Genomic DNA, 20,562 nt, shown 5'->3' on the forward strand with positions numbered 1-20,562 from the left:
GTTAGTCTTCTCCTTCGATGTTCACTTCTTCTATCCGTTTTTGCTTATCTAAACTTTTGATGAATGGTAAATATAATAAAATAGTCGCGGTAAATTGAAGGATTTGCAATGTCGCTCCACGCCAACCGCCCGCGATAAAACCACTGATAACTGGTGGTAGTGCCCATGGAAGTTGTACACCTACTCTTGGTACCCAGCCCCAGCTGATTGCGAAATAAGCCATTGCGATCGAAATGATCGGTGCTAAAAACATAGGGAAAAATAGAGAAGGATTTAAAACCATTGGAATCCCAAATTTCATTGGTTCACTAATACCAAAAAAGCTAGGAATGATCGCGATTTTACCGACAGATTTCAATTGAATACTCCGACAAGCAAACACAAGTAATAGCGCTAGTGCTAAATGCCTCGGACCTTTGTAAACATTCAATAAGCCTTCATTTAAAATACTAGGTAACGCTTGTCCATTCGCATAAGCAGTTATATTCTCAATTAAAGGTGGTAAGTATAACGTTGCTGTAATAGCCCCAATTGCTGAACTACCATGAATACCAAACCACCATAAAATCTCTCCGAAACCTACGATGACCAGCATAGTTATTACTGAATCACTCATATGTTTTAATGGCGTCTGTAGCACTGTATAGATTGCAGTATGGATATCACCAAAAGGCGTTGCCGCAAATATGCCGTTAAAAATAATGGCACCCGTTGCTAACAAAAACACAGGGATCAATGCAGAGAATGAATTTGCGACCATTGGTGGAACAGCATCCGGTAATTTGATCCGCCAATTTCGATCCAAGATTTTTGAGTACAAATAAGGAATCAAAATCGCCACAATCATCCCTACGAACATTCCTTTTGAGCCTAGCACACTAAAATCAAATGCCTGAATCGTTTTTTCTCCAACTTTGACTGTTGCCGTTGGGGTAATGATAAAATAAACCAAAAAGGCTGACATTATTCCTTCATACTGGCTTCGCTCCAAATTTTTAGCCATGGCTGCTGACAAAGATAAAATCACATAAACTGTAATCAAATCTGTCGTCATTGAAGAACCTAATTGTAACAAGCGCCCCAATCCGCTACTCTCCAAAAATTCAAGATACCATTGAAATTGAATACCGTTTAATAAAATAGCGGCGATCGATCCAACCATCGTCACTGGCAAAATTCGAACCATTCCATTGGCAATTGTTCGAATGACCAATAAGTTCGTAAATTTTACAACAAATTGCTGTAGTTTTGCGTTAAAATTTCCCTTTTTTGTCATTTTTATTCCTCCTTGTATAACCTAGATAGCAACATTTCTTTCAGTCTCCTCATATCAAACAACATCAACTGTTAACTTCATTTCGCTTCTTGTGATAGACTCACCTATGCCAAGTAGCTCACTTCATTCGCTGTATTTTTCCAAAGCTTTTTTTAAAATTGCAGCACCTGCTAGACTGCCATAATCTAGTCCATCAATCAGTAGAACCGGCATGTGATACTGTTCCCTTAACGCTTCTTCCAAATGAGCGGTTTGTGGTGCTAATAATAAAATGTCGTAGTGCTTAAAATAAGACACATCTCCTGTACCACAGGCCTCGATTTTCACACAAATCCCTTGTTCATCTGCAGCTTTCTGCATTTTCTGGAGTAACATACTTGTTGAAAAACCCCCTGCACAAACTAACAAAATGCTGCACATACGATTAATCCCTTCTCTCCTTTAAATTTTCAATGATTTCTTCAGATAATTCATTGACAGTCAACGCATTCATTAAATGGTCTTGCGCATGGATGAGCAGTAGCGAAATTTGGAACGATTGATTCGCTATTTCAGATTGAATAAGCTTAGTTTGGTAATTATGGGCTTTTTTTAGTGCTTGCTTCGCCTCTTTCATGAGCTGTGCACTCTTAGTAAAATCACCTACTCTAGCAGCACGAATGGCTTGTAAGCTTTTGGCTCTCGCACCACCGCCCTCTGAAATCAATGTCATAATAATCATTTCTTCGTTCATTCAAATCCCTCCTGATTACATATTGAGAAGAGAATCTCATAAAGCTCTTCAAAGGAGGTCACCTGCAGTAACTGCTTCCTTAAATGGTAATTTTCCATTATCGCTAATAATAGATTACTAATTTCTTTATATAAGAAATTATTTCCTTTTTTTAAGTTCAACAAAAAAATTAGTTGGACCTCTTTGCCTTGATAAATCAGCGGCTTTTCTAGAATACAAACACCAATGCAATTGTGCTCGGCTTCCATCAACATACTATGTGGTCCTGCTACACCATTTTCATAAATCGTTGTAAAACGTTGCTCCCGTTGTAATACTAACGCTGGAAATCTTTCATAGGCGTACTTTTTCTGGACCATGTCCTCTGCCATCTTTTCTATTACTTGCAGATAGCTATCTACTGAATGTTTCTTCAAATAGAAAAATTGCTCTGAAAATAACTCAGTTATTTGATGTTTTTCAACGCTGTTCATTTCTTTTTTCAGCAATAGTGTTTTCTTCATATAATTCAATTCAGCTTCTGACGGAATCACTGGAATCGCCAGCATAGAATAGTTTTTTTCAATTTCTGGTTCTATCTGAGTTGCGTTTAAAATAATATCTGCTTCTTCGAAAACTGGATTTGTGACATCAAAATATGGATAGTGTAGAATTGAAGCTTTTGGAAAAAGCTTGGTTATTTTCGAATTCAGTAAATAGTCTGCTGCACGTCCATGATTAGACAATAGTACAACTCGCTTAAATTGCTGAAAAAAAACTTCCTGTGCCTTTTCTAAACTTGCGGCAAAATGCAGCGCTAAATAACCAATTTCATCTCTAGACAATTGCAAAACGATAGTATCTAACGTATGCGTTTCCCATAATTGGGTAAACTTTAATGCAATCAAAAATGCATTGGCATACTTAGTTGATACAAGGTCGATCAGTGGATTTGTCAATGTCAGTGAAAAAGCAATTCGCTTCATCATCGGGTAAATATGCAATAACAAGGCTTCGATCAGCTTTTTATCCTCCGAAAACGCTGTTAAAAATTGCTGATCCAACTGCTTTAAAATTACAGCTATCTGCTGCCTGATCTTGATTGTGTTTTCAATTGTTCCATTAGCGATAGAAGTTTTACCGATCAGCTGCGCTGCTAAATACTTTCTTTCTAACGCTGGAATAGGTATTTTATAGTAGTCTTCAAGACGATTTGCTAAAGTATCCGCCAACTCAAGGTAGCTATCGTGAATAGGATTTTCCATTTGAAAATCTGAAATCCAATTTTTATTTTCCAATCGATAAATCAGAATTTCTAAGTGAACGATCAAGGATGAAAAACCCACATTCGAAATACTAATCTTCTTTTGGCGAAACAGTTCTGAGACCATGGGCTTTAATCCATATAGATCCATAGATGATCGAAAATAAAAAAAGTCATCTTGGGTTGGATAATACTTATTTATTTCATTTAAATGGTGAATAAAGGCTTTCCTATATGCTATTTCTGTCCCGTTGATTTTGACGCCATAATGAGATTTTGACTCTAATTGAAGTGATGCTTCTTGTAGTTTTTTATGAACAAGCTGAAGATCTCTTTTGATAGTGGACTCGCTTACATTAATATATTTGGCTAATTCTTTAATCGTTATATAGCCGTGTTGTTGAAACAATAAAAATAAAATAATTCCGACACGAAACTGTTGATGATTGATTCTTTCATCTAATTCATTTGACTGGTCTAATAGAAATTGCTGAAAGCAGGCGCTATCTGTAACTAGTAGACGATAGCCTCGACCATAAAGCGTTTTAATTTCGAATCCATGTTTTTCGCCAATTTCTTTTAGCTCCTTTATTTGTTCTCTGGCTCTTCTTTCTGATACCCTCTCTTTGGTTTTTATTTCTGATAAAGTCACAATTTTAGACTCCTGAAACATCTTCAATAATCGCTTGTTCTGTTTCATTGTCTCCCTCCTTAGCTCTATTTTATTCGAGTTCATTCAGATAGAACAGAAGCAGTTTTGCAGTATCTTTCTGCAAAGTTAACCTAAAGTGATATCTGTCTGAATGAGTCCTCGCCAAACTCATCTCGTAAAAATGAAAAAGCGAGTGGGATATAACTCTTCGAGTCATATCCCACTCACATGGAATTCAGATAAACCGTGGGATCAACAGCAGCTCTCTCTTATTTCTCAGAGTTAAACGCTCCTGTCCCAACCTTATTCAATTTTTAGTTACTCATAATCGCCATCTTCAGCAAATTGGCTATTATATAATTTTTCATAAAAGCCACCTTGCTCTAAAAGTTCATTATGGGTTCCCTTTTCAATGATTTCACCTTGATTCATAACCAGAATCAAATCTGCTTCACGTATCGTTGACAGACGGTGAGCAATCACAAAACTGGTGCGCCCTTCCATTACTCGCTCCATTGCTTTTTGGATCAATGCTTCTAAACGAGTATCGACCGAGCTTGTCGCTTCATCTAAAATCAAGATTTTCGGATCAGAAATCACAGCTCTGGCAATCGTCAATAATTGCTTTTGCCCAAGGGAAACATTGTCCCCTTCTGAATTGATTTCCATCTCATAACCGCCGGGCATCGTACGGATAAAATGATCCACATTGGCAGTCTTAGCCGCATCTACCACTTCGTAATCCGTGGCATCTAATTTACCAAAACGGATATTATCGGCAATCGTTCCTTCGTACAGCCAAGCATCTTGCAAGACCATGCCAAAAACTGAGCGTACATCACTGCGATCCATTTTCTTCGTTTCAATGCCATCGATTTTGATTGCCCCTTCATTAACATCATAAAAGCGCATCAGTAAATTGATCAGTGTCGTTTTACCAGCTCCAGTTGGACCAACGATAGCCACTGTTTGTCCTGCTTCTACAGAAAAATTCAAGTTTCTGATCAATGGTTTTGCTGGATCATAGCTAAAGCTGACATTATCGAACTGAACTGACCCTTGAATAGTATCAGGTAACGGAATATTCTGTTCATTTAGCTCTTCTTCAGGCTCATCTAAGATTTCAAAGACACGTGTAGTCGCAGCGGAAGCACTTTGTAATGCCGCCGACAATTGTGTGATATTCCCCATCGGCTGACTGATTTGCCAAATGTATTGAATAAATGCCTGCAATTGTCCAACTACGATCGCACCAGTAATCACATAATAACTACCTAAAACTGCCATGCCAATATATGTTCCATAAGCCGTCATTTGCACAAGCGGCAACATCAAACCTGAAATAAAAGTCGCTTTAAAACCAAAGCTATTCAAGTTATGATTGACTTTTTTAAAGCCTTGTAAGGTCTCTGATTCACGACCATACAGTTTCAACACACTAAAACCAGTCATATTTTCTTGGACATAGCCATTTAAATTTCCTAATGCATTTTGCATCCCTTGGAAGTATTTTTGTGAAATACCCACAATCGTTTTTGAAATAAACAAGGATAAAGGAATCATTATGATCGAAATCAAGGCCATCAACCAATTGATATAAAACATCATTACGACCGCCATCACGATTCCTAAAATAGCTGAAACGATATTGATGAAACTTTGCTGCATCGCATTGCTCACAGCGTCCACATCATTCGTCACACGTGATAAAATATTTCCTTGTTGATTTTTATCAAAATAAGAAACGGGCAGACGATTGATTTTTTCATCGATATCACGACGTAAATCACGCATTGAATGTTGAACAACACCTGCCATTAGATAGCCTGACAAAAATTGTGCGCCACAATAACCTAGTCCAACTATCAAAATCCAAATGAGGCATTGAATGATGTATGAATAGTTCAAGCCTGTTCCTTCAGCAATATTTTTACTGATTTCAGTGATTGGCAACCCTGATACATACGGCATCGCTGCATTAAAAGCTACAGTCAAAATAGTAAAAATGATCACTAAAATAAACGTCCCTTTATAAGGATTGATATATCTGCCTAAACGTCTAATAGAAGAGAGTGCGTTTTTCATGCTAATTCCTCCTCTGACAATTGAGAAGCAGCAATATCATAATAGATAGGGCAATTCTCAAGTAATTCACGATGGGTACCGATGCCAACGACATCCCCTTCATTTAAAACAACGATCTTATCTGCATGCATGATCGTTCCAACTCGTTGTGCGACGATCAAAACAGTTGATTCCGTTGTTTCTTTTTTCAAACGAGCTCTTAAATTCGCATCCGTTTGATAATCTAGTGCTGAGAAACTATCATCAAAGATATAAACTTCTGGACGGCGAATGACTGCTCTTGCAATCGCCAAGCGTTGTTTTTGCCCTCCTGAGAAGTTTGCTCCGCCTTCTGAAAGAAGTTCATCGTATCCGTCAGGCTTTTGCGAGATAAACTCTGTCGCTTGGGCAATATCTGCGGCTAATTCCATTTCTTCGATCGTTGCATCTTCTTTACCGTACCGCATATTTTCTGCGATCGTTCCAGTAAATAACAAGGCTTTTTGCGGAATATAGCCGATTTTATTACGTAACGCACTTAATTTATACTCACGCACATCGACCCCATCAAGCAATACTTCGCCTTCTGAAACATCATAAAAACGTGGAATCAATTGGATCAACGTTGATTTTCCACTTCCAGTACTACCGATAAATGCAACGGTTTCGCCTGGTGAAGCTGTAAAGCTAACATTACGAATCACTGGACTTTCAGAATGTCCTGGATAAGCAAATGTTACGTTTTTAAATTCTAAGTAGCCTTTTGTTTTAGTCTCAGTGATACCTGTTTCATTTTCACGAATCACAGGCTCCATATCAAAAGCTTCTTGGATTCGGCGAGCAGAAACTGCTGCACGAGGATACATCATAAAGACACTTGCAAATAGCATAAATGAAAATAGTGCATGGAAAATATATTCAATAAATGCAATCAAGTCACCAACTAATAAACTGCCTTGATCGATCTGAAGTGCACCATTCCAAATAATCAACACCATTACGATATTAAATAAAAAGAAGAATCCCGGTTGTGCTGCTGCCATCAAACGAAAGAGGCTCTTAGAGCTTTTCGTATAGTCTTCATTGACTTTGCTAAAACGGCTTTCCTCAAATTTTTCATTAACAAAGGCCCGGATCACTCGCAGTCCTGAAAGATTTTCTCTTAGAATACCATTAATTCCGTCTAAGTTTTTTTGTTGTTTATTCGATAAAGGTTCGGATATTTTCGCAATCAATACCACGGCTGCTAGTAGAAACGGCAAGGCTCCCAATACGAACCAGCCTAAAGATGGACTTGTTCGCATCACCATGTACAAACTAACAAAAAACATCATTGGTGTCATAAAACCGATACGCAAAATATTCCCCATAAACAACATGATTTGATACGCATCATTTGTCGTTCTAGTAATCAGCGAAGATACACCTATTGTTTCATATTCACGATGGGAAAAAGTCTGTACTTTTTCAAATAGATCATCTCGAATATCACGGACAATATTTGTTGTCATTCGTGCGCCAAAATACCCCAACATAATATTCATCGCCACACCAACAACTGTGATTCCGATCATCAACAAGCCTTGCTGTTTAACATAAGCATAGTCATTATTTTTGATCCCCACATCGATCATTCGTGCTAAAATTGTTGGTAATCCTAGTTCTATCAATATAAATCCAAAAACACAAATGAAATCTAAAAACAATAATTTCTTATATCTCATTGTGTAACGCCACATCAATTTCAATCAATCATCTCCTATTCCAATTTTGATCCAGTGCTTCCACTATAGCATAAAACTAATAGTCAGGTAAATTATATTTGAATGAAAAGCCCAGTCTTTTTTATTGAATAATAAACGGGACCATTTTGACTATGTTATAATAGTAGCTACTTTAATTTTTTTACTAAAATAAAATGAAGGTGATGGGATTTAATCAATGAAAAAAATACTCTATATTTCTTTGGGTTGTCTTACGTTTGTGTTGGGAACTTTGGGGATTTTCCTGCCGATTTTGCCCACAACGATTTTTTATATTTTAACGGCATTTTTCTGGATGCGTAGCTCTGATTATCTATATACAAAATTTATTGGCTCTACTTATTATCAAAGATACATTCAAGCATCGATCATAGAAAAAAAGATCACGCCGTTTGGCCGCATAAAATTATTTACAACGCTATTTATCGTTTTTGCCATCCCCTGTGTGATTGTCCGAAATCCATTCATGACAACTACTTTGACCATTGTTTACTTAGTTCATTTAGTTGCCTTAAATTTGTATTTCAATAAAAAGAATATTCCCCCCTTAAAAGACCCCGATGAATCGTAAGTTTTTCTTTAAAGCCTTAAGTCTGTTTCTATACTTATTTGCCTTTTTGTGATAAAATACGATTAATTGTTGTACAACACAACACGAGGGACGGTTGAAAAAAGTACAGTTTCCATAAAACCAGTAAAATGAAGCAAAGTCTAGGCTTCATGTCATCATCAACTGATGTTTTTGATGCCAATTGTTTTTAAGGTGGGCAACCACCTCATTTTGTTGTGTTCAAATTTACAGTAAAACAATCTATAAAATAAATAATTAACTGCTCAGGCAGATAAAGGAGAAAAGACTATGATTTATAAAGTTTATTATCAAGAAACAAAAACAAGAAACCCAAAAAGAGAAGATACAAAATCTATTTACGTTGAGGCTGAAGACGATGTTATCGTGCGCCAACAAGTAGAAGAAAATACCCCATACAACATTGAATACATCCAAGCACTTGATGAAAATCATTTGGCTTATGAACAAGAGCATGCGGAATTCTCTTTAACGGAGTTTTAATATGAAAGTAAATATTAAAAATAATGAAACCGGCGTTTTTGCGATAGGTGGTTTGGGTGAGATCGGGAAAAACACTTATGGGGTTCAATTCCAAGATGAGATCATTATTATTGATGCTGGAATCAAGTTTCCAGAAGATGATTTGCTTGGAATCGACTACGTTATTCCAGATTATAGCTACATCGTTCAAAATCTACACAAAGTCAAAGCGTTAGTTATCACTCACGGACACGAAGATCACATCGGTGGTGTCCCGTATTTATTGCGTCAAGCAAATATACCGATCTACGCTGGTCCCTTAGCTTTAGCCTTGATTACGAATAAATTGGATGAACATGGTTTATTACGTGACGCTGAGTTGCATGAGATCAATGAAGATACAGTGATTCGTTTCCGTAAAACAGCTATTAGCTTTTTCAGAACGACTCATAGTATTCCTGACGCTTTGGGTGTCGTTGTTAAAACACCGTCAGGAAATATCGTTGCAACAGGGGATTTCAAGTTTGACTTTACCCCAGTTGGTGAACCTGCAAACTTACACCGCATGGCAAAATTGGGAGAAGAAGGCGTGTTATGTCTCCTTTCTGATAGTACAAATGCGGAAATCCCAACCTTTACTAAATCAGAAAAAACAATTGGCTCTTCCATTCTAAAGATTTTTGAAAAAATCGAAGGAAGAATCATCTTTGCCAGTTTTGCTTCAAATATTTTCCGTCTCCAACAAGCTGCGGATGCTGCAGTTGCAACAGGACGTAAAATAGCAGTATTTGGTCGTAGTATGGAGAATGCGATTGTTAATGGCGAACACTTAGGCTATATCAATGTGCCAAAAGGAACATTTGTGGATGCCAGTGAGCTGAATCAACTACCTGCTGGGGAAACAATGATTTTATGTACAGGATCCCAAGGTGAACCAATGGCAGCCTTAAGCCGGATTGCTAATGGTACTCACCGTCAGATTTCAGTACAACCTGGTGATACAGTGATCTTTTCAAGTTCACCGATTCCTGGAAATACAACAAGTGTCAATCGTCTGATCAACTTGCTTTCTGAAGCTGGAGCTGAAGTTATTCATGGAAAGATCAATAATATCCATACTTCAGGTCATGGTGGTCAAGAAGAACAAAAATTAATGCTAAGTTTAATGAAACCTAAGTATTTTGTCCCTGTACATGGCGAATTTAGAATGTTAAAAATCCATGCATCGTTAGCTCAGGATGTTGGTGTTCCTGCAGATAATTGTTTCATCATGGAAAATGGGGATGTTTTAGCTTTAACAGCTAATGAAGCTCGAATCGCTGGACATTTCAATGCCAATGATGTTTACGTAGATGGTAACGGTGTCGGTGATATCGGTAATGTCGTGTTACGCGACCGCCGTATTCTTTCAGAAGAAGGCTTAGTTTTAGCTGTTGCAACAGTCGATATTAAAAATAAAGAAATTTTAGCTGGCCCAGATATTTTATCTCGAGGTTTTGTCTACATGAGAGAATCAGGTGAAATGATCCATGAAGGACAGCGCGTATTGTTTAATGCGATCCGTGAAGCACTCCGTGATGAAAACTGTACAGAAGCTAAATTGTGCGATGCGATTTCTGCTGCGTTACAACCATTCTTATTTGAAAAGACAGAACGTCATCCGATGATTTTACCAATGATCATGACTTCATAATTTCAAAGCGAAAGAAGCAAAGAAACTAGAACTTAACTCTGCGAGTTATTTCCTAGTCTCCTTGCTTCTTTTTTTACTAAAATCATCGATAAAATGCATCAGCTCTTTGGCAGCTAATAAACTTCCTTCAATAGGTTGAAGCTCTTGCTGCAGCTTTTTAGCTTGTTGCTCATACGTTGACTCTTCTAAAAGCTCTTGTAGCTTAATTCTAAATAAGAGACGATTTTTCAGCTTATTTTTCTTTATTTGGATCGCAGTTCCATATTTAACACAGCAGTTGATATTATATTCTTGTTCTTTTTGCAAGCCGATACCAATAAATGGTTTTCCAGCAAGACACGCCGTTTGAATAGTACCTTCGCCACCATGAAGAACACAGGCCGTCACTTTATTCTGAACTTCTGTTGCAGGCAACCAATCAAAGAGATAAATGTTCTTTGGAAGTTGTTTTATTTGTTCTTCGGTTAAGTAACTTTTCATTGGGGTGATTACGTCAACCGCTAATCCATCAAAATTTTGTAATAAATCAAAAATGAGCTGGCGATTGGCTGAACTGCCCATACTGCAATAAATAAGTGGTTTTGTACTTGTTTCTAGTAAGTGCTGTAAGGCCTGAGGTATTTCTTCATTCAAATTTGCAAAAATGGGGCCTACATAAGCACTATCCTTTGGTAAAACGGGATTTTTTGTTAATCGTTCCGGAGTTGTAATGCAATTTAAATCAGCCGCCATCGCATCGATCGTACATTCAAATTGATTCTTCACTCCAAACTCTTTTATCAGCTTTTTGATGTCTTTTGGGAGCCATTTTAAATTTAACAAAAGAAATTTCACTAGCTTTTTTACATATGGATTTGATTCTTCCATAAAGAGTGGGCCTTCTATATGGGCTCGGCTATAAGCATAAGGTTTAACATAAATCAGCGGAATTTTCTTTACACGAGCACTGATCAGTAAACTGATCGTAGAGCCGATAATGATTCCATCAGGAGCAAGTTTTTCGATCAATTGTAATTCATTTTCGATTCTCTGCTTCAACATATCATAAGTAAATGGTATTTTAACGGTTCTCATTTGATCAAATTTCATAATATTTTGGATATCTATTTCTGTTAAATGAGGGGTTAAATAGTTAAATTCAAACCCTTCTTTTTCAATAAAAGAAGCAAATTTTCGGCTATATCCCATAAAAATACAGGTTGCTTGAGACTGACAAGCTTTCGCCACTTCAATCATTCTAGTTGTTTCTGCCAAATTAAAGGTTTCTGGCGCAAATAATAATGTCTTCATTCGTTGATCGTTCCATTCTCTGAAATCATATGATAGATCTCTTCAATATACCGATCGATTTCATTTTCTTTTTCAAGATTGAGATCGTTGATTTCTGGAATTTTTTCAAACAATGATAACATTTGCTTGTAGTAGTCGATTTTAGCTTGAAAGACCTTTTTCTTAGACTCTATGAGGAGCTCCGTCTTTTCTCTACAGCTAGCTGTGGTTTCTGTTCCTATCATCTTTAAAACCAACTGCGTTTCTTCAAGATTAAACTCACCATATTTCATGACTACTATGTACTTGATCATTATAAGATCCAGCTCTTTGTAAATGCGGTAGCCATTTTCTTTTCTGGTTGGTTTTAGCAAATCAACTTTATCGTAATATCTTAAGGTTGATTTTGGAATATTAAGAATTGCAGCTGCTTGTTGGACCGTTTTTCCTGTCATTGTATTCCTCCAGTTTCTTTTGTTGTACTATAACATGAAACCTAACTTTCATGTCAATATGAAAAAGAAGTTGTGAGAAAAGTAGTTTAGGCTTGAGTAATTAAACCAAAAATGAGTGGGACGTGACTCTTCAAGTCATGTCCCACTCACGTGGACTCCGGATAAACGGTGGGAGCAAAAGCAATCCTTTCGGAAATATACTGTCGCTCTACACTACATTATTAACTACCAAAACATTCGCTTTTGTATGGTTAACAACATAAGAGGTCGTTGATCCTACCATTAATCGCTCAAAGCCATTCAAGCCTGTTCTACCGATTACGATTAAATCAATTGGTTCTTTTGATTCTGTGAAATCTGAAATCAGTGTTTTAGGATAGCCGTACATAACATAAGTAAATACATTAGCTATTCCTTGTTCCAATGCCTTTGTTTCACGTTTTTTCATTTCTTCTTCTTCTCTTGAACGAAGATCTTCCATCAATGTTCCCATCGACATCGTCAGTTCACCAAAGTAATTGCCCATCTCTTCAATGACAGATAATATATGCAAAGTAGCACCGTTTCGTTTAGCAATTTTTATTGCTTCTTGAAAAGCATTTTCTGACTGATCAGAGCCATCTACTGCGACTAAGATATTCTTGTATGATTCTCCCATGATAAAAACCTCCTTCTTTGATAGTTCTATTATACTACTTAAAAGAGCTTTCACCAAAAAATACTACCGAATGAGAAAACTTTCTACTTTACACAACTAAAAAGCCATGTTATAGTAATCATGGAATTTCGTTATCAGATATCGTTGCCTTTCATAAGAATCAAGAGAGGAGAATTATTATGACATTTGGTAATAAAGTATTAAAATACCGTGTAGCACTTGATACAAAGAGAAATTTGTTTATGGCTATCGATGCAAATAACCAAGCAAATATTGCTTATGGTATCACGATTACACAAGCAGTAAAAGAATTGAAAAAATCTATTTAAGGAGTTATCAACCTAAATGAGCCATTCAAGTTCTAATACGATTTAAAGGCATCCAGTGAACGTTAGATCACAGATGCCTTTTTTGTTTGCTTATTTATGATTTAATTTTCTCCATGTTTTTTTCTTGATAGAGTGTCTCCAGCTCATTTGAATAAATAGTACAAAGAAAAAGAGAACTGCTAAAATTGCAATTGAAATCATCCTCAATCCGAGTGTCTGCTCCTCACCACTGCCATCTACTGCTCTATTTAAGAGATGAATAAGTCCACCGATAAATATTACCAACCAAACAACATTTACTGCCCACCATTTTTTCATAACTTAGGTAATCAGACTTTAGTCTAGTTTTTGTGACGTTAGAATTATTAATCTTTAGAGGTTTAAACAAAAAAACATCTGACAGATGTCAGATGTTTTGGAATGGATGAATTAGTTTTTTACAACGTTAACTGCTTGAGGTCCACGATCTGAATCTTCAACGTCGAAGCTTACTGATTGGCCTTCTTCGATTGTTTTGAATCCTTCACCTTGGATAGCTGAGAAATGTACGAATACATCGCTACCATCTTCGCGAGAGATAAATCCAAATCCTTTTTCTGCGTTAAACCATTTTACTGTTCCTTGTTCCATTCTTTGTTCCTCCTCGTGCTTAAGCACTAAATATTGTAACATTGCCCGTGTACGATAGAGGGTTTTAAAATTAAAACTTCTATATTGTCCCAAACAAGATTACACCTACATTGTACATGTGAACCCTTATTTTTGCAAGAATTCTAGCTAGTCTGCAGCAAAAATTTTTCTTCTCTCATACTGATGTAAACTTGTTCTCCAATGATGATATGATCCAAAACTTCGATTCCCATCATCTTTCCACATTCCTGCATTCTTTGCGTAAAATGAATGTCACTTTCTGATGGAGTTGGATTACCGCTTGGATGATTATGAGCGAGGATTAAACGTGCCGCAGAACATTTCACTGCACTGCGGAAAATTTCTCTTGGATGTGCGACACTTTGATTCAATGATCCTTTAAAGACAGTCTCTTGCTTGATCACTTCATTTTTAGTATTTAAGTATAAACACACTAAATGCTCTTGCTGAAAATCTTGTAATTCATAGATTAAATTCTGAGCAATTTGGTAACTGGACGACACCTTTCCTAGCTTCAGCTGGGTACTTTGCTGAATTCGATACCCAAACTCGATTGCTGCCCTTAGCTCAATTGCTTTGATCCTACCGATACCTTTGATCTCCATCATTTCAGTAAGTGTAGCATTTTTCAATTCATATAAATGATTGAAATAATTCAAAAACTTAGATGCTACCTCCATCACATTCATATTCTTTGAACCAGTTCTTAATAAAATCGCTAAGAGTTCTTGGTTTGATAAAGCTTTTTCACCTACAACTTCTAATCGTTCACGAGGTAAACAATCTTCCGGCATTTCTCTAATAAATAATTTCTCCTCTTTGATCAAAAAATCACTCCTCTATACGCTTCTATTAAAAGATACGCAAAGGAGTGACATTTTTATTTTTTTAGATAAGCTGGAACTTGATCCAAACTCTCAAAAATTTCCAAGGTTTTTTCTTTGATCTCATCAGTTGGCGCCAATAGGTCTGGTACCATGATCACAGGAATTCCAGCTGCGTCTGCTGCTGTTACTCCATGAAATGAGTCCTCAAAAATCAAGGTGCTATCTGCTTTCGTTCCAAGGTTGGCTAAGGCTTTTTGGAATATTTCTGGATCTGGTTTTGCTCGGGTCACATCTTCTGCTGAAACAATTCCTGAAAAACGTTCCTTGATCCCAGCACCATCTAATAATAATTCAATTGCCGGACGGACATTACTTGAAGCGACGATTCTAGGTATCTCTTGTTGATCAAGAAAATCAAGCAATTCCAGAACCCCTTCTTTTAATGGAACTTCACCTGATTCAAATACTTGATAGGTGTCATCGTAGGAACGTTGGATAAACTCATCTACTTTTTCTTTCCCAAAATCCTTAAAGATTCGATGATAATTTTCTTGCACCTCTTCATCTGACACACCTAAAAATTCTAAATAAAGTTCTTTGCTGTAAGGAAAGTCCATCGCATCTGCTATTTTTTGCGTTGACTGATAATAAATCAGCTCGGTATCAAATAACAAACCATCCATATCAAAAATTACGCCATCAATTTTTTTCATAACTTCCTCCTAAATTTAAAAGCGTAGCGGGCTCGTTCAAACTCGTAGAAAAATAGGAAAAGATGTATGTGACGTATTTAGTCGCAGACAGCTTTTATCTTTTTTCCTAGAGTTTAGCTCGCGTAGCTAGATAACATTAAAAGCGTAGCAAGCTCATTCAGTCTTGACTGAAAAATAGGGAAAATTGACTGAGGTGCTTTTTACCTCATTCCATTTTCATCTTTTTTCCGAGAGACTAGCTCGCGTAGCTAACATACAGTACCATATACCTCATCAAGTCTCAACTGAGATTAATTTCGGTCTTTTCTCGATAAATTAATCCACATTGCCCGATCCTATACTCAATAATAATTCTCTCACTTGTGACACAAAATAGAGCGAACCTGTCACTAACATTAAATCATCAGCTGACATTTTTTCTAAAATCTCGCCCAAACCAAATTGCCATAATGAAACAATCTCAGTCTGATCATCTTCAAAATGTTCCATTTTTGTTAATTCGATTGCTCTCGGATAATCAAAAGTGGTCAAATATAAATGAACATTAGGGACTTTTCTTAGTATAGCAATCATTTGATCGATATTTTTTGATGTCAACGCTGAGAATAAGATGTGGATATCTCGAGTTGGAAATTCCTTTTTCAGATTTTCAGCTAGACGATGCATTGCATGATCATTGTGCGCACCATCTAAAATGATCAATGGCTCATCGCTGATTTTTTCCATTCGAGCAGGCCACTGCGCTTGGGCCAACCCTTGATAAACATCTCTATCCGTAAAGTTGATTTGCTGTGTTTCACAATAGAGATAAAACAGTTGAATCGCAACAGCCGCATTTTCGACTTGATGACGGCCTAATAAAGGAACTTTAATTTTAGGCAGTTTGCCTGCTTCACCATAGAAATCAAAAATTTCACCCCAATTTTTATCTGGGTGTCGGTAATGCGCCTTATAGTCTTTTTCATAACGGTACACTTTACTGTGTTTTTTTCAGCGACGTCCTCAATCACTACAAAGGCTTCTTCTCCAATATTCCCAGTCACAACTGGTATGCCCTCTTTAATGATTCCGGCTTTTTGAAAGGCAATCTCTTCAAGCGTATCGCCTAAAATTTCTGTATGATCTTTTCCGATGGTGGTAATTGCTGTTAGCATCGGTTTTACTACATTCGTACTATCTAATAAACCACCAAGTCCAACTTCAACTATGGCGATATCGACTTTTTGATCTAAAAAATAGTCAAGTGTCATAACAGTCAATGTTTCAAATTCAGTGATTCCCGCACTTGTTGGCTGTTGATCCATCTCTTTAATCAGCTCTTGATATTTTTCTACATACTGGATGATATGATTGTCAGAAATCCCCGTTCCATTAATCGCAATTCGTTCATTGAAGTGCTCGATATAAGGAGAAGTAAACGTTCCTACCTTTAAGCCCAATTCTTCTAACATACATCGTAAATACGTTACAGTAGAGCCTTTTCCATTTGTACCAGCAATATGTATCGTCGGTACTTTTTCTTCAGGATTACCAATTCTGTCTAATAATGCTTCCACTCGGTCAAGACCTGGTCTGGTACCAAATGGCAATCTGCTATGAATCCAATTAATTGCTTCTTCTATTGTTAGTGACATCTTATCAACTCCTCGTTATCTATTATATCGAAAGCTGAGATGCTTTTCACTAATTAACGACTTTAATTCTATAAAAAAGAGTAAACAAATAGCTCAGTACTTTTAAATAAAAACGATTGTGATAAAATAAACGAGGTATCCATCTAAAGTGAACACTGATTTTTTTGCATCTTTACCAAGTCACATGATAGACTAGAATCTTAGACAGATCGTTAAATGATCTTGATTAAAATAATTATTGTTGCAGGTAGTTCGTTTGATTTCACACGATTGATTGGACCTTTATCCTAAAGCAGTTACTAATCATTAGAATAAAGGAGCAGTATAAAATATGTTAAAAGTCAAAAAATATTTGTTGGTCGGTGGGAGTTTCTTCTTACCGTTCCTATTATTAGTCATACTCTGGTCGATTTTAGGCTTAGCACCGTTAGGAAATAACAATCTCTTGGTAAGTGATCTAGGTACGCAGTATATGCCGTTTTTAAGTGCCTTTAAGCAGTTTTTCCAAGGAGAGACTTACTCACTATATTCATTTTCTGATGCACTTGGTGGAACTATCTTACCTTTGAGCGCTTATTATTTATTGAGTCCGTTCAATCTTATAGTCTTACTGTTCTCTTATGAACAGTTACCGATCGCTATATTATTGATCATTACGTTAAAAATTTCTCTTATGGGCAGTTCGATGTTTTATTATCTTCAAAAAACATATCGACAATCAACCATTTCAACCTTACTTTTTTCAACGTCTTATAGCTTATGTGGTTTTGTGACCGTCTATTGTTTAAATTTTATGTGGCTAGATGCGTTGATTTTACTTCCTTTGCTAGTATTGGGCATTCAGCGTTTATGGGAGCATAAGAAATATGTCCTTTATTCGGCAGCCTTGTTTTTGGCCATTGTAACAAATTATTATATGGGCTATATGCTCTGTATTTTTGCGGTGTGCTACAGTCTTTATTGGTATTATCAAAAGACAAAACCAGCTGAGAAGAAATCAATTTGGCTGTTTATTAAAGAAGGTCGTTTGTTTTTTGTTACTTCTTTTCTAACTGGAATCAGTACGAGTTTTATTTTGATTCCTGCTGTGGAAGGAATGTTAGCAACAAAGAAAACAAATTTTGAGTGGCAAACGTTCTTACCTACGCCTAATTTTGGCTTTAATTTTCTTTCCCAATTAGGTCTTGGTAGTGTTAATTTTGAATGGCGGTTAGAACATCTACCGACGATTTTTTCTGGAATCTTGATGGCCTTGCTTTTTATCGCTTATTTTCAGCTATCAGCTATTTCTAAGAAGGAAAAAATGGGTGCTGCATTTTTAGTTGGGTTTATTTTCTTAAGTTTCTGGTTGGAACTAGTCAATACGATTTGGCATATGTTTCAAAGTCCTGCGGGATTTCCGTATAGAAATACGTTTATTTTTAGTTTTTTGATGATAAAATTTGCGTATGAAGCGTTTCTGAAATTAAAGGGTGGAGCAAAATTAACGTTCATTGTTCCTAGTATTTTTTCTGGATTGTTGCTTATTGGTTATGTTGCTTTAAAATTTTCAAAAGAAAGCATCTATTTACTGTCCGATCATTATGTTGTTATCAGTCTAGTGAGTATCTGGTTGATCTTTGGTTTGGTGGTCTTGATTCAAAAAATGCACGGAGCAAAAAGAAATGGTCTCTATCTGCTCTTGTTCTTAGTTGTTTGCTCTGAATTAGTCTTTAATTTTTGGATCAGCTTTAAGGATATTCCTTTTGGAAATCAAGAGAAATTTGCCCAAACTTATAAAATTCAAGATGAAATCATCTCAGATTTACAAAAGGCGCAACCTTATCTATTCCGGATCAAACAAACAATCGACTCTGATGCTGCAGGGTATAATGAAAAAAATAATGGTTACAATAATCCGATTCTATATGGATATGCCGGCGTTTCAAGCTACACCTCTACATTGGATGCTAAAACGCAAGATACATTGCATGCGTTAGGCTTATATCAAAAAAATGATCGTAGAATCGCTTATGTTGATGAATCTAAAGTGATCAACTTACTATTAAACGTGAACGATCAATTGACTCCTGAGCTTAAACTTTACCAGAAAAATATTTCAAACGATCCTTCTACAAATGTTTATGAAAATGAAGAAGCAATCGGCATGGGCTTTTTGGTACCAGAAGAATTTGGCAATCTTAAATTAGCTAAAAATCAGCCGCTAAAAAATCAGGAAATGATTTTACAACAGATTCAAGAAAATAAACAAAATTATTTTCAAGAAACACAAAAAATAGCGTGGACAGCTCAAGCTGATAATCACTACACGCTCACTACGAAACCAACAGCAAATGGTGAACTTTATCTTTATGCACCAGAAGTTGACTGGAAAAAGATTACTTCATTTAAAGTAAATGGAGAGAAAATCCAGCCTGCAATTTATATTGCAACAAACCAATTATTTAATCTTGGCTACTTCAAAAAAGACGATGTCGTTCAGTTACAACTTGAATCTGAAAAAGAGCTTGAGGAAAAAACGATTGAATTAAAAACTCTGCAACAAGAAAACTTTGATTCCTTTATTACCAAACAAAAATCTCAAGCAATTCAGCTTAAAGAAGAAGTCTCTGGCACATTGACTGGAGAAATCACCGTCACAGACCCAGAAAATCCCTTACTTTACTTAGCAATTCCATATGATAAAAATTGGCAGATCACAGTCGATGGTCAAAAAGTCAAAGCTAAGTCGGTTTTAGGTAATTTTACAGGAATTGAATTAACTTCTGGGAAGCATCAAATCAAGATGCACTATCAACAACGAAACTTTATTGTCGGCGTTTTGATTAGCATTTCTGTTGTTTTGGGCGTATTATTTTATCAACTAATAAACTATTTTACACGACGAAAATCAACCTAACAGCGAGAGGAAACTGCAGCCATGGGGAAAAAGATTCTGAAACGAATTATCTATGCACTGCCTATTCTAGGCGTTATCTGTTTTACTGGTTTGGTCATTTACGGTTATTATAAAGGGATTTTTCATTCTGTTCAGTCTTTACAGGATTTCATGAAACAGTTTGGAGAATATGCGGTATTGATCTTTATCTTTTTACAGATGGTCCAAGTGATTGTACCAATCCTTCCAGGTGGAATTTCAACGCTTGTGGGGATGCTGATGTTTGGTAGTATTCAAGGGTTGATCTACAGTTACATCGGTTTGATGATCGGTGATGTTATCGTCTATTGGCTAGCACGTTATTATGGAAAACCATTTGCTCAACTGATCCTTTCTAAAAAACGGTATTTAAAGTTTGAAAAAATGTTGGACCGTCCTGAAAAGGGCATTAAGAAGTTGATGATCGTTACATTGTTGATCCCTTTTGCGCCGGATGATTTAACCTGTTTAGTCGCAGGTCTGGCTGAATTGCCGTTTAAAGAATATATGAAAGTATTACTGCTATTTAAACTTTGGTCCGTTGGGACATATGGGTATGCGTTATTGTTCTTGTTTAATCGTTTTTTGATCAGTTAAAAAATAAAAAGACAGAATTGACCTAAACACGTCAATT

19 protein-coding genes and 1 pseudogene are annotated in these 20,562 nt (G+C 36.4%); 6 read left to right on the forward strand and 14 right to left on the reverse strand.

Annotated features, from left to right (window positions below; genetic code table 11):
* Position 1: 1 nt before the first annotated feature.
* The 6 genes from V192_RS0110575 to V192_RS0110600 all read right to left on the reverse strand — a co-directional run bounded on the left by V192_RS0110575 (position 2) and on the right by V192_RS0110600 (position 7,716).
* Positions 2-1,276 carry a PTS sugar transporter subunit IIC gene (locus V192_RS0110575; RefSeq protein WP_025871541.1) on the reverse strand — a complete coding sequence of 425 codons (1,275 nt, stop codon included), beginning with the start codon at positions 1,274-1,276 and terminating at the stop codon, positions 2-4.
* 123 nt (positions 1,277-1,399) lie between these two features.
* On the reverse strand, positions 1,400-1,696 hold the full coding sequence (locus V192_RS0110580; RefSeq protein ID WP_025871543.1) for a PTS sugar transporter subunit IIB: 297 nt from the start codon (positions 1,694-1,696) through the stop codon (positions 1,400-1,402).
* A gap of 4 nt (positions 1,697-1,700) precedes the next feature.
* Complete coding sequence (locus V192_RS0110585) at positions 1,701-2,009, reverse strand: PTS lactose/cellobiose transporter subunit IIA (RefSeq protein ID WP_025871546.1); 309 nt, start codon at positions 2,007-2,009, stop codon at positions 1,701-1,703.
* A complete protein-coding gene (locus V192_RS0110590; protein ID WP_025871547.1) occupies positions 2,006-3,952 on the reverse strand; it encodes a BglG family transcription antiterminator in 1,947 nt (648 codons plus the stop codon). The genes V192_RS0110585 and V192_RS0110590 overlap by 4 nt, the downstream gene beginning before the upstream one ends.
* A 270-nt stretch (positions 3,953-4,222) precedes the next feature.
* Positions 4,223-5,989, reverse strand: a complete 1,767-nt coding sequence (gene efrB / locus V192_RS0110595) for a multidrug efflux ABC transporter subunit EfrB (protein WP_025871549.1) — start codon at positions 5,987-5,989, stop codon at positions 4,223-4,225.
* Positions 5,986-7,716: an ABC transporter ATP-binding protein gene (locus tag V192_RS0110600; protein ID WP_025871551.1), complete on the reverse strand. Its 1,731-nt coding sequence runs from the start codon at positions 7,714-7,716 to the stop codon at positions 5,986-5,988. Before V192_RS0110600 ends, efrB begins: the two co-directional genes overlap by 4 nt.
* Before the next feature lie 193 nt (positions 7,717-7,909).
* Here V192_RS0110600 and V192_RS0110605 point away from each other — a divergent pair, with 193 nt between their 5' ends.
* The 3 genes from V192_RS0110605 to rnjA all read left to right on the forward strand — a co-directional run bounded on the left by V192_RS0110605 (position 7,910) and on the right by rnjA (position 10,475).
* Entirely contained in the window at positions 7,910-8,302 is a 393-nt protein-coding gene (locus V192_RS0110605; RefSeq protein ID WP_025871553.1) for a YbaN family protein, read from the forward strand.
* A 288-nt stretch (positions 8,303-8,590) separates the two neighbouring features.
* Entirely contained in the window at positions 8,591-8,803 is a 213-nt protein-coding gene (locus tag V192_RS0110610) for a DNA-directed RNA polymerase subunit epsilon (protein ID WP_025871555.1), read from the forward strand.
* Between the two features lies 1 nt (position 8,804).
* A complete protein-coding gene (rnjA, locus tag V192_RS0110615) occupies positions 8,805-10,475 on the forward strand; it encodes a ribonuclease J1 (protein WP_025871557.1) in 1,671 nt (556 codons plus the stop codon).
* A 45-nt stretch (positions 10,476-10,520) separates the two neighbouring features.
* Here the strand turns inward: rnjA and V192_RS0110620 are convergent, their stop codons facing one another.
* The 3 genes from V192_RS0110620 to V192_RS0110630 all read right to left on the reverse strand — a co-directional run bounded on the left by V192_RS0110620 (position 10,521) and on the right by V192_RS0110630 (position 12,857).
* Positions 10,521-11,765 carry a glycosyltransferase gene (locus V192_RS0110620; protein ID WP_025871560.1) on the reverse strand — a complete coding sequence of 415 codons (1,245 nt, stop codon included), beginning with the start codon at positions 11,763-11,765 and terminating at the stop codon, positions 10,521-10,523.
* On the reverse strand, positions 11,762-12,199 hold the full coding sequence (locus tag V192_RS0110625; protein ID WP_025871562.1) for a MerR family transcriptional regulator: 438 nt from the start codon (positions 12,197-12,199) through the stop codon (positions 11,762-11,764). Before V192_RS0110625 ends, V192_RS0110620 begins: the two co-directional genes overlap by 4 nt.
* 208 nt (positions 12,200-12,407) lie before the next feature.
* Positions 12,408-12,857 (reverse strand): universal stress protein, encoded by a 450-nt coding sequence (locus tag V192_RS0110630; protein ID WP_025871564.1) that lies wholly within the window; start codon positions 12,855-12,857, stop codon positions 12,408-12,410.
* A 179-nt stretch (positions 12,858-13,036) separates the two neighbouring features.
* Here V192_RS0110630 and V192_RS21640 point away from each other — a divergent pair, with 179 nt between their 5' ends.
* On the forward strand, positions 13,037-13,186 hold the full coding sequence (locus V192_RS21640) for a hypothetical protein (RefSeq protein ID WP_010760373.1): 150 nt from the start codon (positions 13,037-13,039) through the stop codon (positions 13,184-13,186).
* Between the two features lie 90 nt (positions 13,187-13,276).
* Here V192_RS21640 and V192_RS0110640 read toward each other — a convergent pair whose 3' ends face one another.
* From V192_RS0110640 to V192_RS19935, 5 genes and pseudogenes are all read right to left on the reverse strand, one after another.
* Complete coding sequence (locus tag V192_RS0110640) at positions 13,277-13,504, reverse strand: DUF3923 family protein (protein ID WP_025871567.1); 228 nt, start codon at positions 13,502-13,504, stop codon at positions 13,277-13,279.
* 111 nt (positions 13,505-13,615) lie between these two features.
* Positions 13,616-13,816, reverse strand: a complete 201-nt coding sequence (locus tag V192_RS0110645) for a cold-shock protein (RefSeq protein ID WP_010760372.1) — start codon at positions 13,814-13,816, stop codon at positions 13,616-13,618.
* A gap of 143 nt (positions 13,817-13,959) precedes the next feature.
* Entirely contained in the window at positions 13,960-14,631 is a 672-nt protein-coding gene (gene radC, locus V192_RS0110650) for a RadC family protein (RefSeq protein WP_035011321.1), read from the reverse strand.
* Positions 14,632-14,717: 86 nt separating this feature from the next.
* Positions 14,718-15,377: an HAD family hydrolase gene (locus V192_RS0110655; RefSeq protein ID WP_025871572.1), complete on the reverse strand. Its 660-nt coding sequence runs from the start codon at positions 15,375-15,377 to the stop codon at positions 14,718-14,720.
* A gap of 315 nt (positions 15,378-15,692) precedes the next feature.
* Positions 15,693-17,011, reverse strand: a pseudogene (locus tag V192_RS19935) (bifunctional folylpolyglutamate synthase/dihydrofolate synthase).
* Between the two features lie 331 nt (positions 17,012-17,342).
* Between V192_RS19935 and V192_RS0110665 the strand changes: the two are divergent.
* Both V192_RS0110665 and V192_RS0110670 read left to right on the forward strand, forming a co-directional pair.
* The gene (locus V192_RS0110665) at positions 17,343-19,910 is read left to right on the forward strand and encodes a YfhO family protein (RefSeq protein WP_025871574.1); all 2,568 of its coding nucleotides are present in this window, start codon (positions 17,343-17,345) and stop codon (positions 19,908-19,910) included.
* Positions 19,911-19,931: 21 nt separating this feature from the next.
* Positions 19,932-20,525 (forward strand): TVP38/TMEM64 family protein, encoded by a 594-nt coding sequence (locus tag V192_RS0110670; protein WP_025871576.1) that lies wholly within the window; start codon positions 19,932-19,934, stop codon positions 20,523-20,525.
* Positions 20,526-20,562: the final 37 nt, after the last annotated feature.

It is taken from the genome of Enterococcus crotali (genome assembly GCF_000633635.1).
Taxonomy (GTDB): Bacteria; Bacillota; Bacilli; order Lactobacillales; family Enterococcaceae; genus Enterococcus_L; species Enterococcus_L crotali.

Excerpts from the sequence above, each read along its gene's own strand:
- V192_RS0110670 (WP_025871576.1), top strand. The coding sequence starts at position 19,932 with ATGGGGAAAAAGATTCTGAAACGAATTATCTATGCACTGCCTATTCTA.
- V192_RS0110580 (WP_025871543.1), bottom strand. The coding sequence starts at position 1,696 with ATGTGCAGCATTTTGTTAGTTTGTGCAGGGGGTTTTTCAACAAGTATG.
- rnjA (WP_025871557.1), top strand. The coding sequence starts at position 8,805 with ATGAAAGTAAATATTAAAAATAATGAAACCGGCGTTTTTGCGATAGGT.
- V192_RS0110590 (WP_025871547.1), bottom strand. The coding sequence starts at position 3,952 with ATGAAACAGAACAAGCGATTATTGAAGATGTTTCAGGAGTCTAAAATT.
- radC (WP_035011321.1), bottom strand. The coding sequence starts at position 14,631 with ATGCCGGAAGATTGTTTACCTCGTGAACGATTAGAAGTTGTAGGTGAA.
- V192_RS0110625 (WP_025871562.1), bottom strand. The coding sequence starts at position 12,199 with ATGACAGGAAAAACGGTCCAACAAGCAGCTGCAATTCTTAATATTCCA.
- V192_RS0110665 (WP_025871574.1), top strand. The coding sequence starts at position 17,343 with ATGTTAAAAGTCAAAAAATATTTGTTGGTCGGTGGGAGTTTCTTCTTA.
- efrB (WP_025871549.1), bottom strand. The coding sequence starts at position 5,989 with ATGAAAAACGCACTCTCTTCTATTAGACGTTTAGGCAGATATATCAAT.
- V192_RS0110605 (WP_025871553.1), top strand. The coding sequence starts at position 7,910 with ATGAAAAAAATACTCTATATTTCTTTGGGTTGTCTTACGTTTGTGTTG.
- V192_RS0110620 (WP_025871560.1), bottom strand. The coding sequence starts at position 11,765 with ATGAAGACATTATTATTTGCGCCAGAAACCTTTAATTTGGCAGAAACA.
- V192_RS21640 (WP_010760373.1), top strand. The coding sequence starts at position 13,037 with ATGACATTTGGTAATAAAGTATTAAAATACCGTGTAGCACTTGATACA.
- V192_RS0110655 (WP_025871572.1), bottom strand. The coding sequence starts at position 15,377 with ATGAAAAAAATTGATGGCGTAATTTTTGATATGGATGGTTTGTTATTT.
- V192_RS0110575 (WP_025871541.1), bottom strand. The coding sequence starts at position 1,276 with ATGACAAAAAAGGGAAATTTTAACGCAAAACTACAGCAATTTGTTGTA.
- V192_RS0110585 (WP_025871546.1), bottom strand. The coding sequence starts at position 2,009 with ATGAACGAAGAAATGATTATTATGACATTGATTTCAGAGGGCGGTGGT.
- V192_RS0110630 (WP_025871564.1), bottom strand. The coding sequence starts at position 12,857 with ATGGGAGAATCATACAAGAATATCTTAGTCGCAGTAGATGGCTCTGAT.
- V192_RS0110610 (WP_025871555.1), top strand. The coding sequence starts at position 8,591 with ATGATTTATAAAGTTTATTATCAAGAAACAAAAACAAGAAACCCAAAA.
- V192_RS0110640 (WP_025871567.1), bottom strand. The coding sequence starts at position 13,504 with ATGAAAAAATGGTGGGCAGTAAATGTTGTTTGGTTGGTAATATTTATC.
- V192_RS0110645 (WP_010760372.1), bottom strand. The coding sequence starts at position 13,816 with ATGGAACAAGGAACAGTAAAATGGTTTAACGCAGAAAAAGGATTTGGA.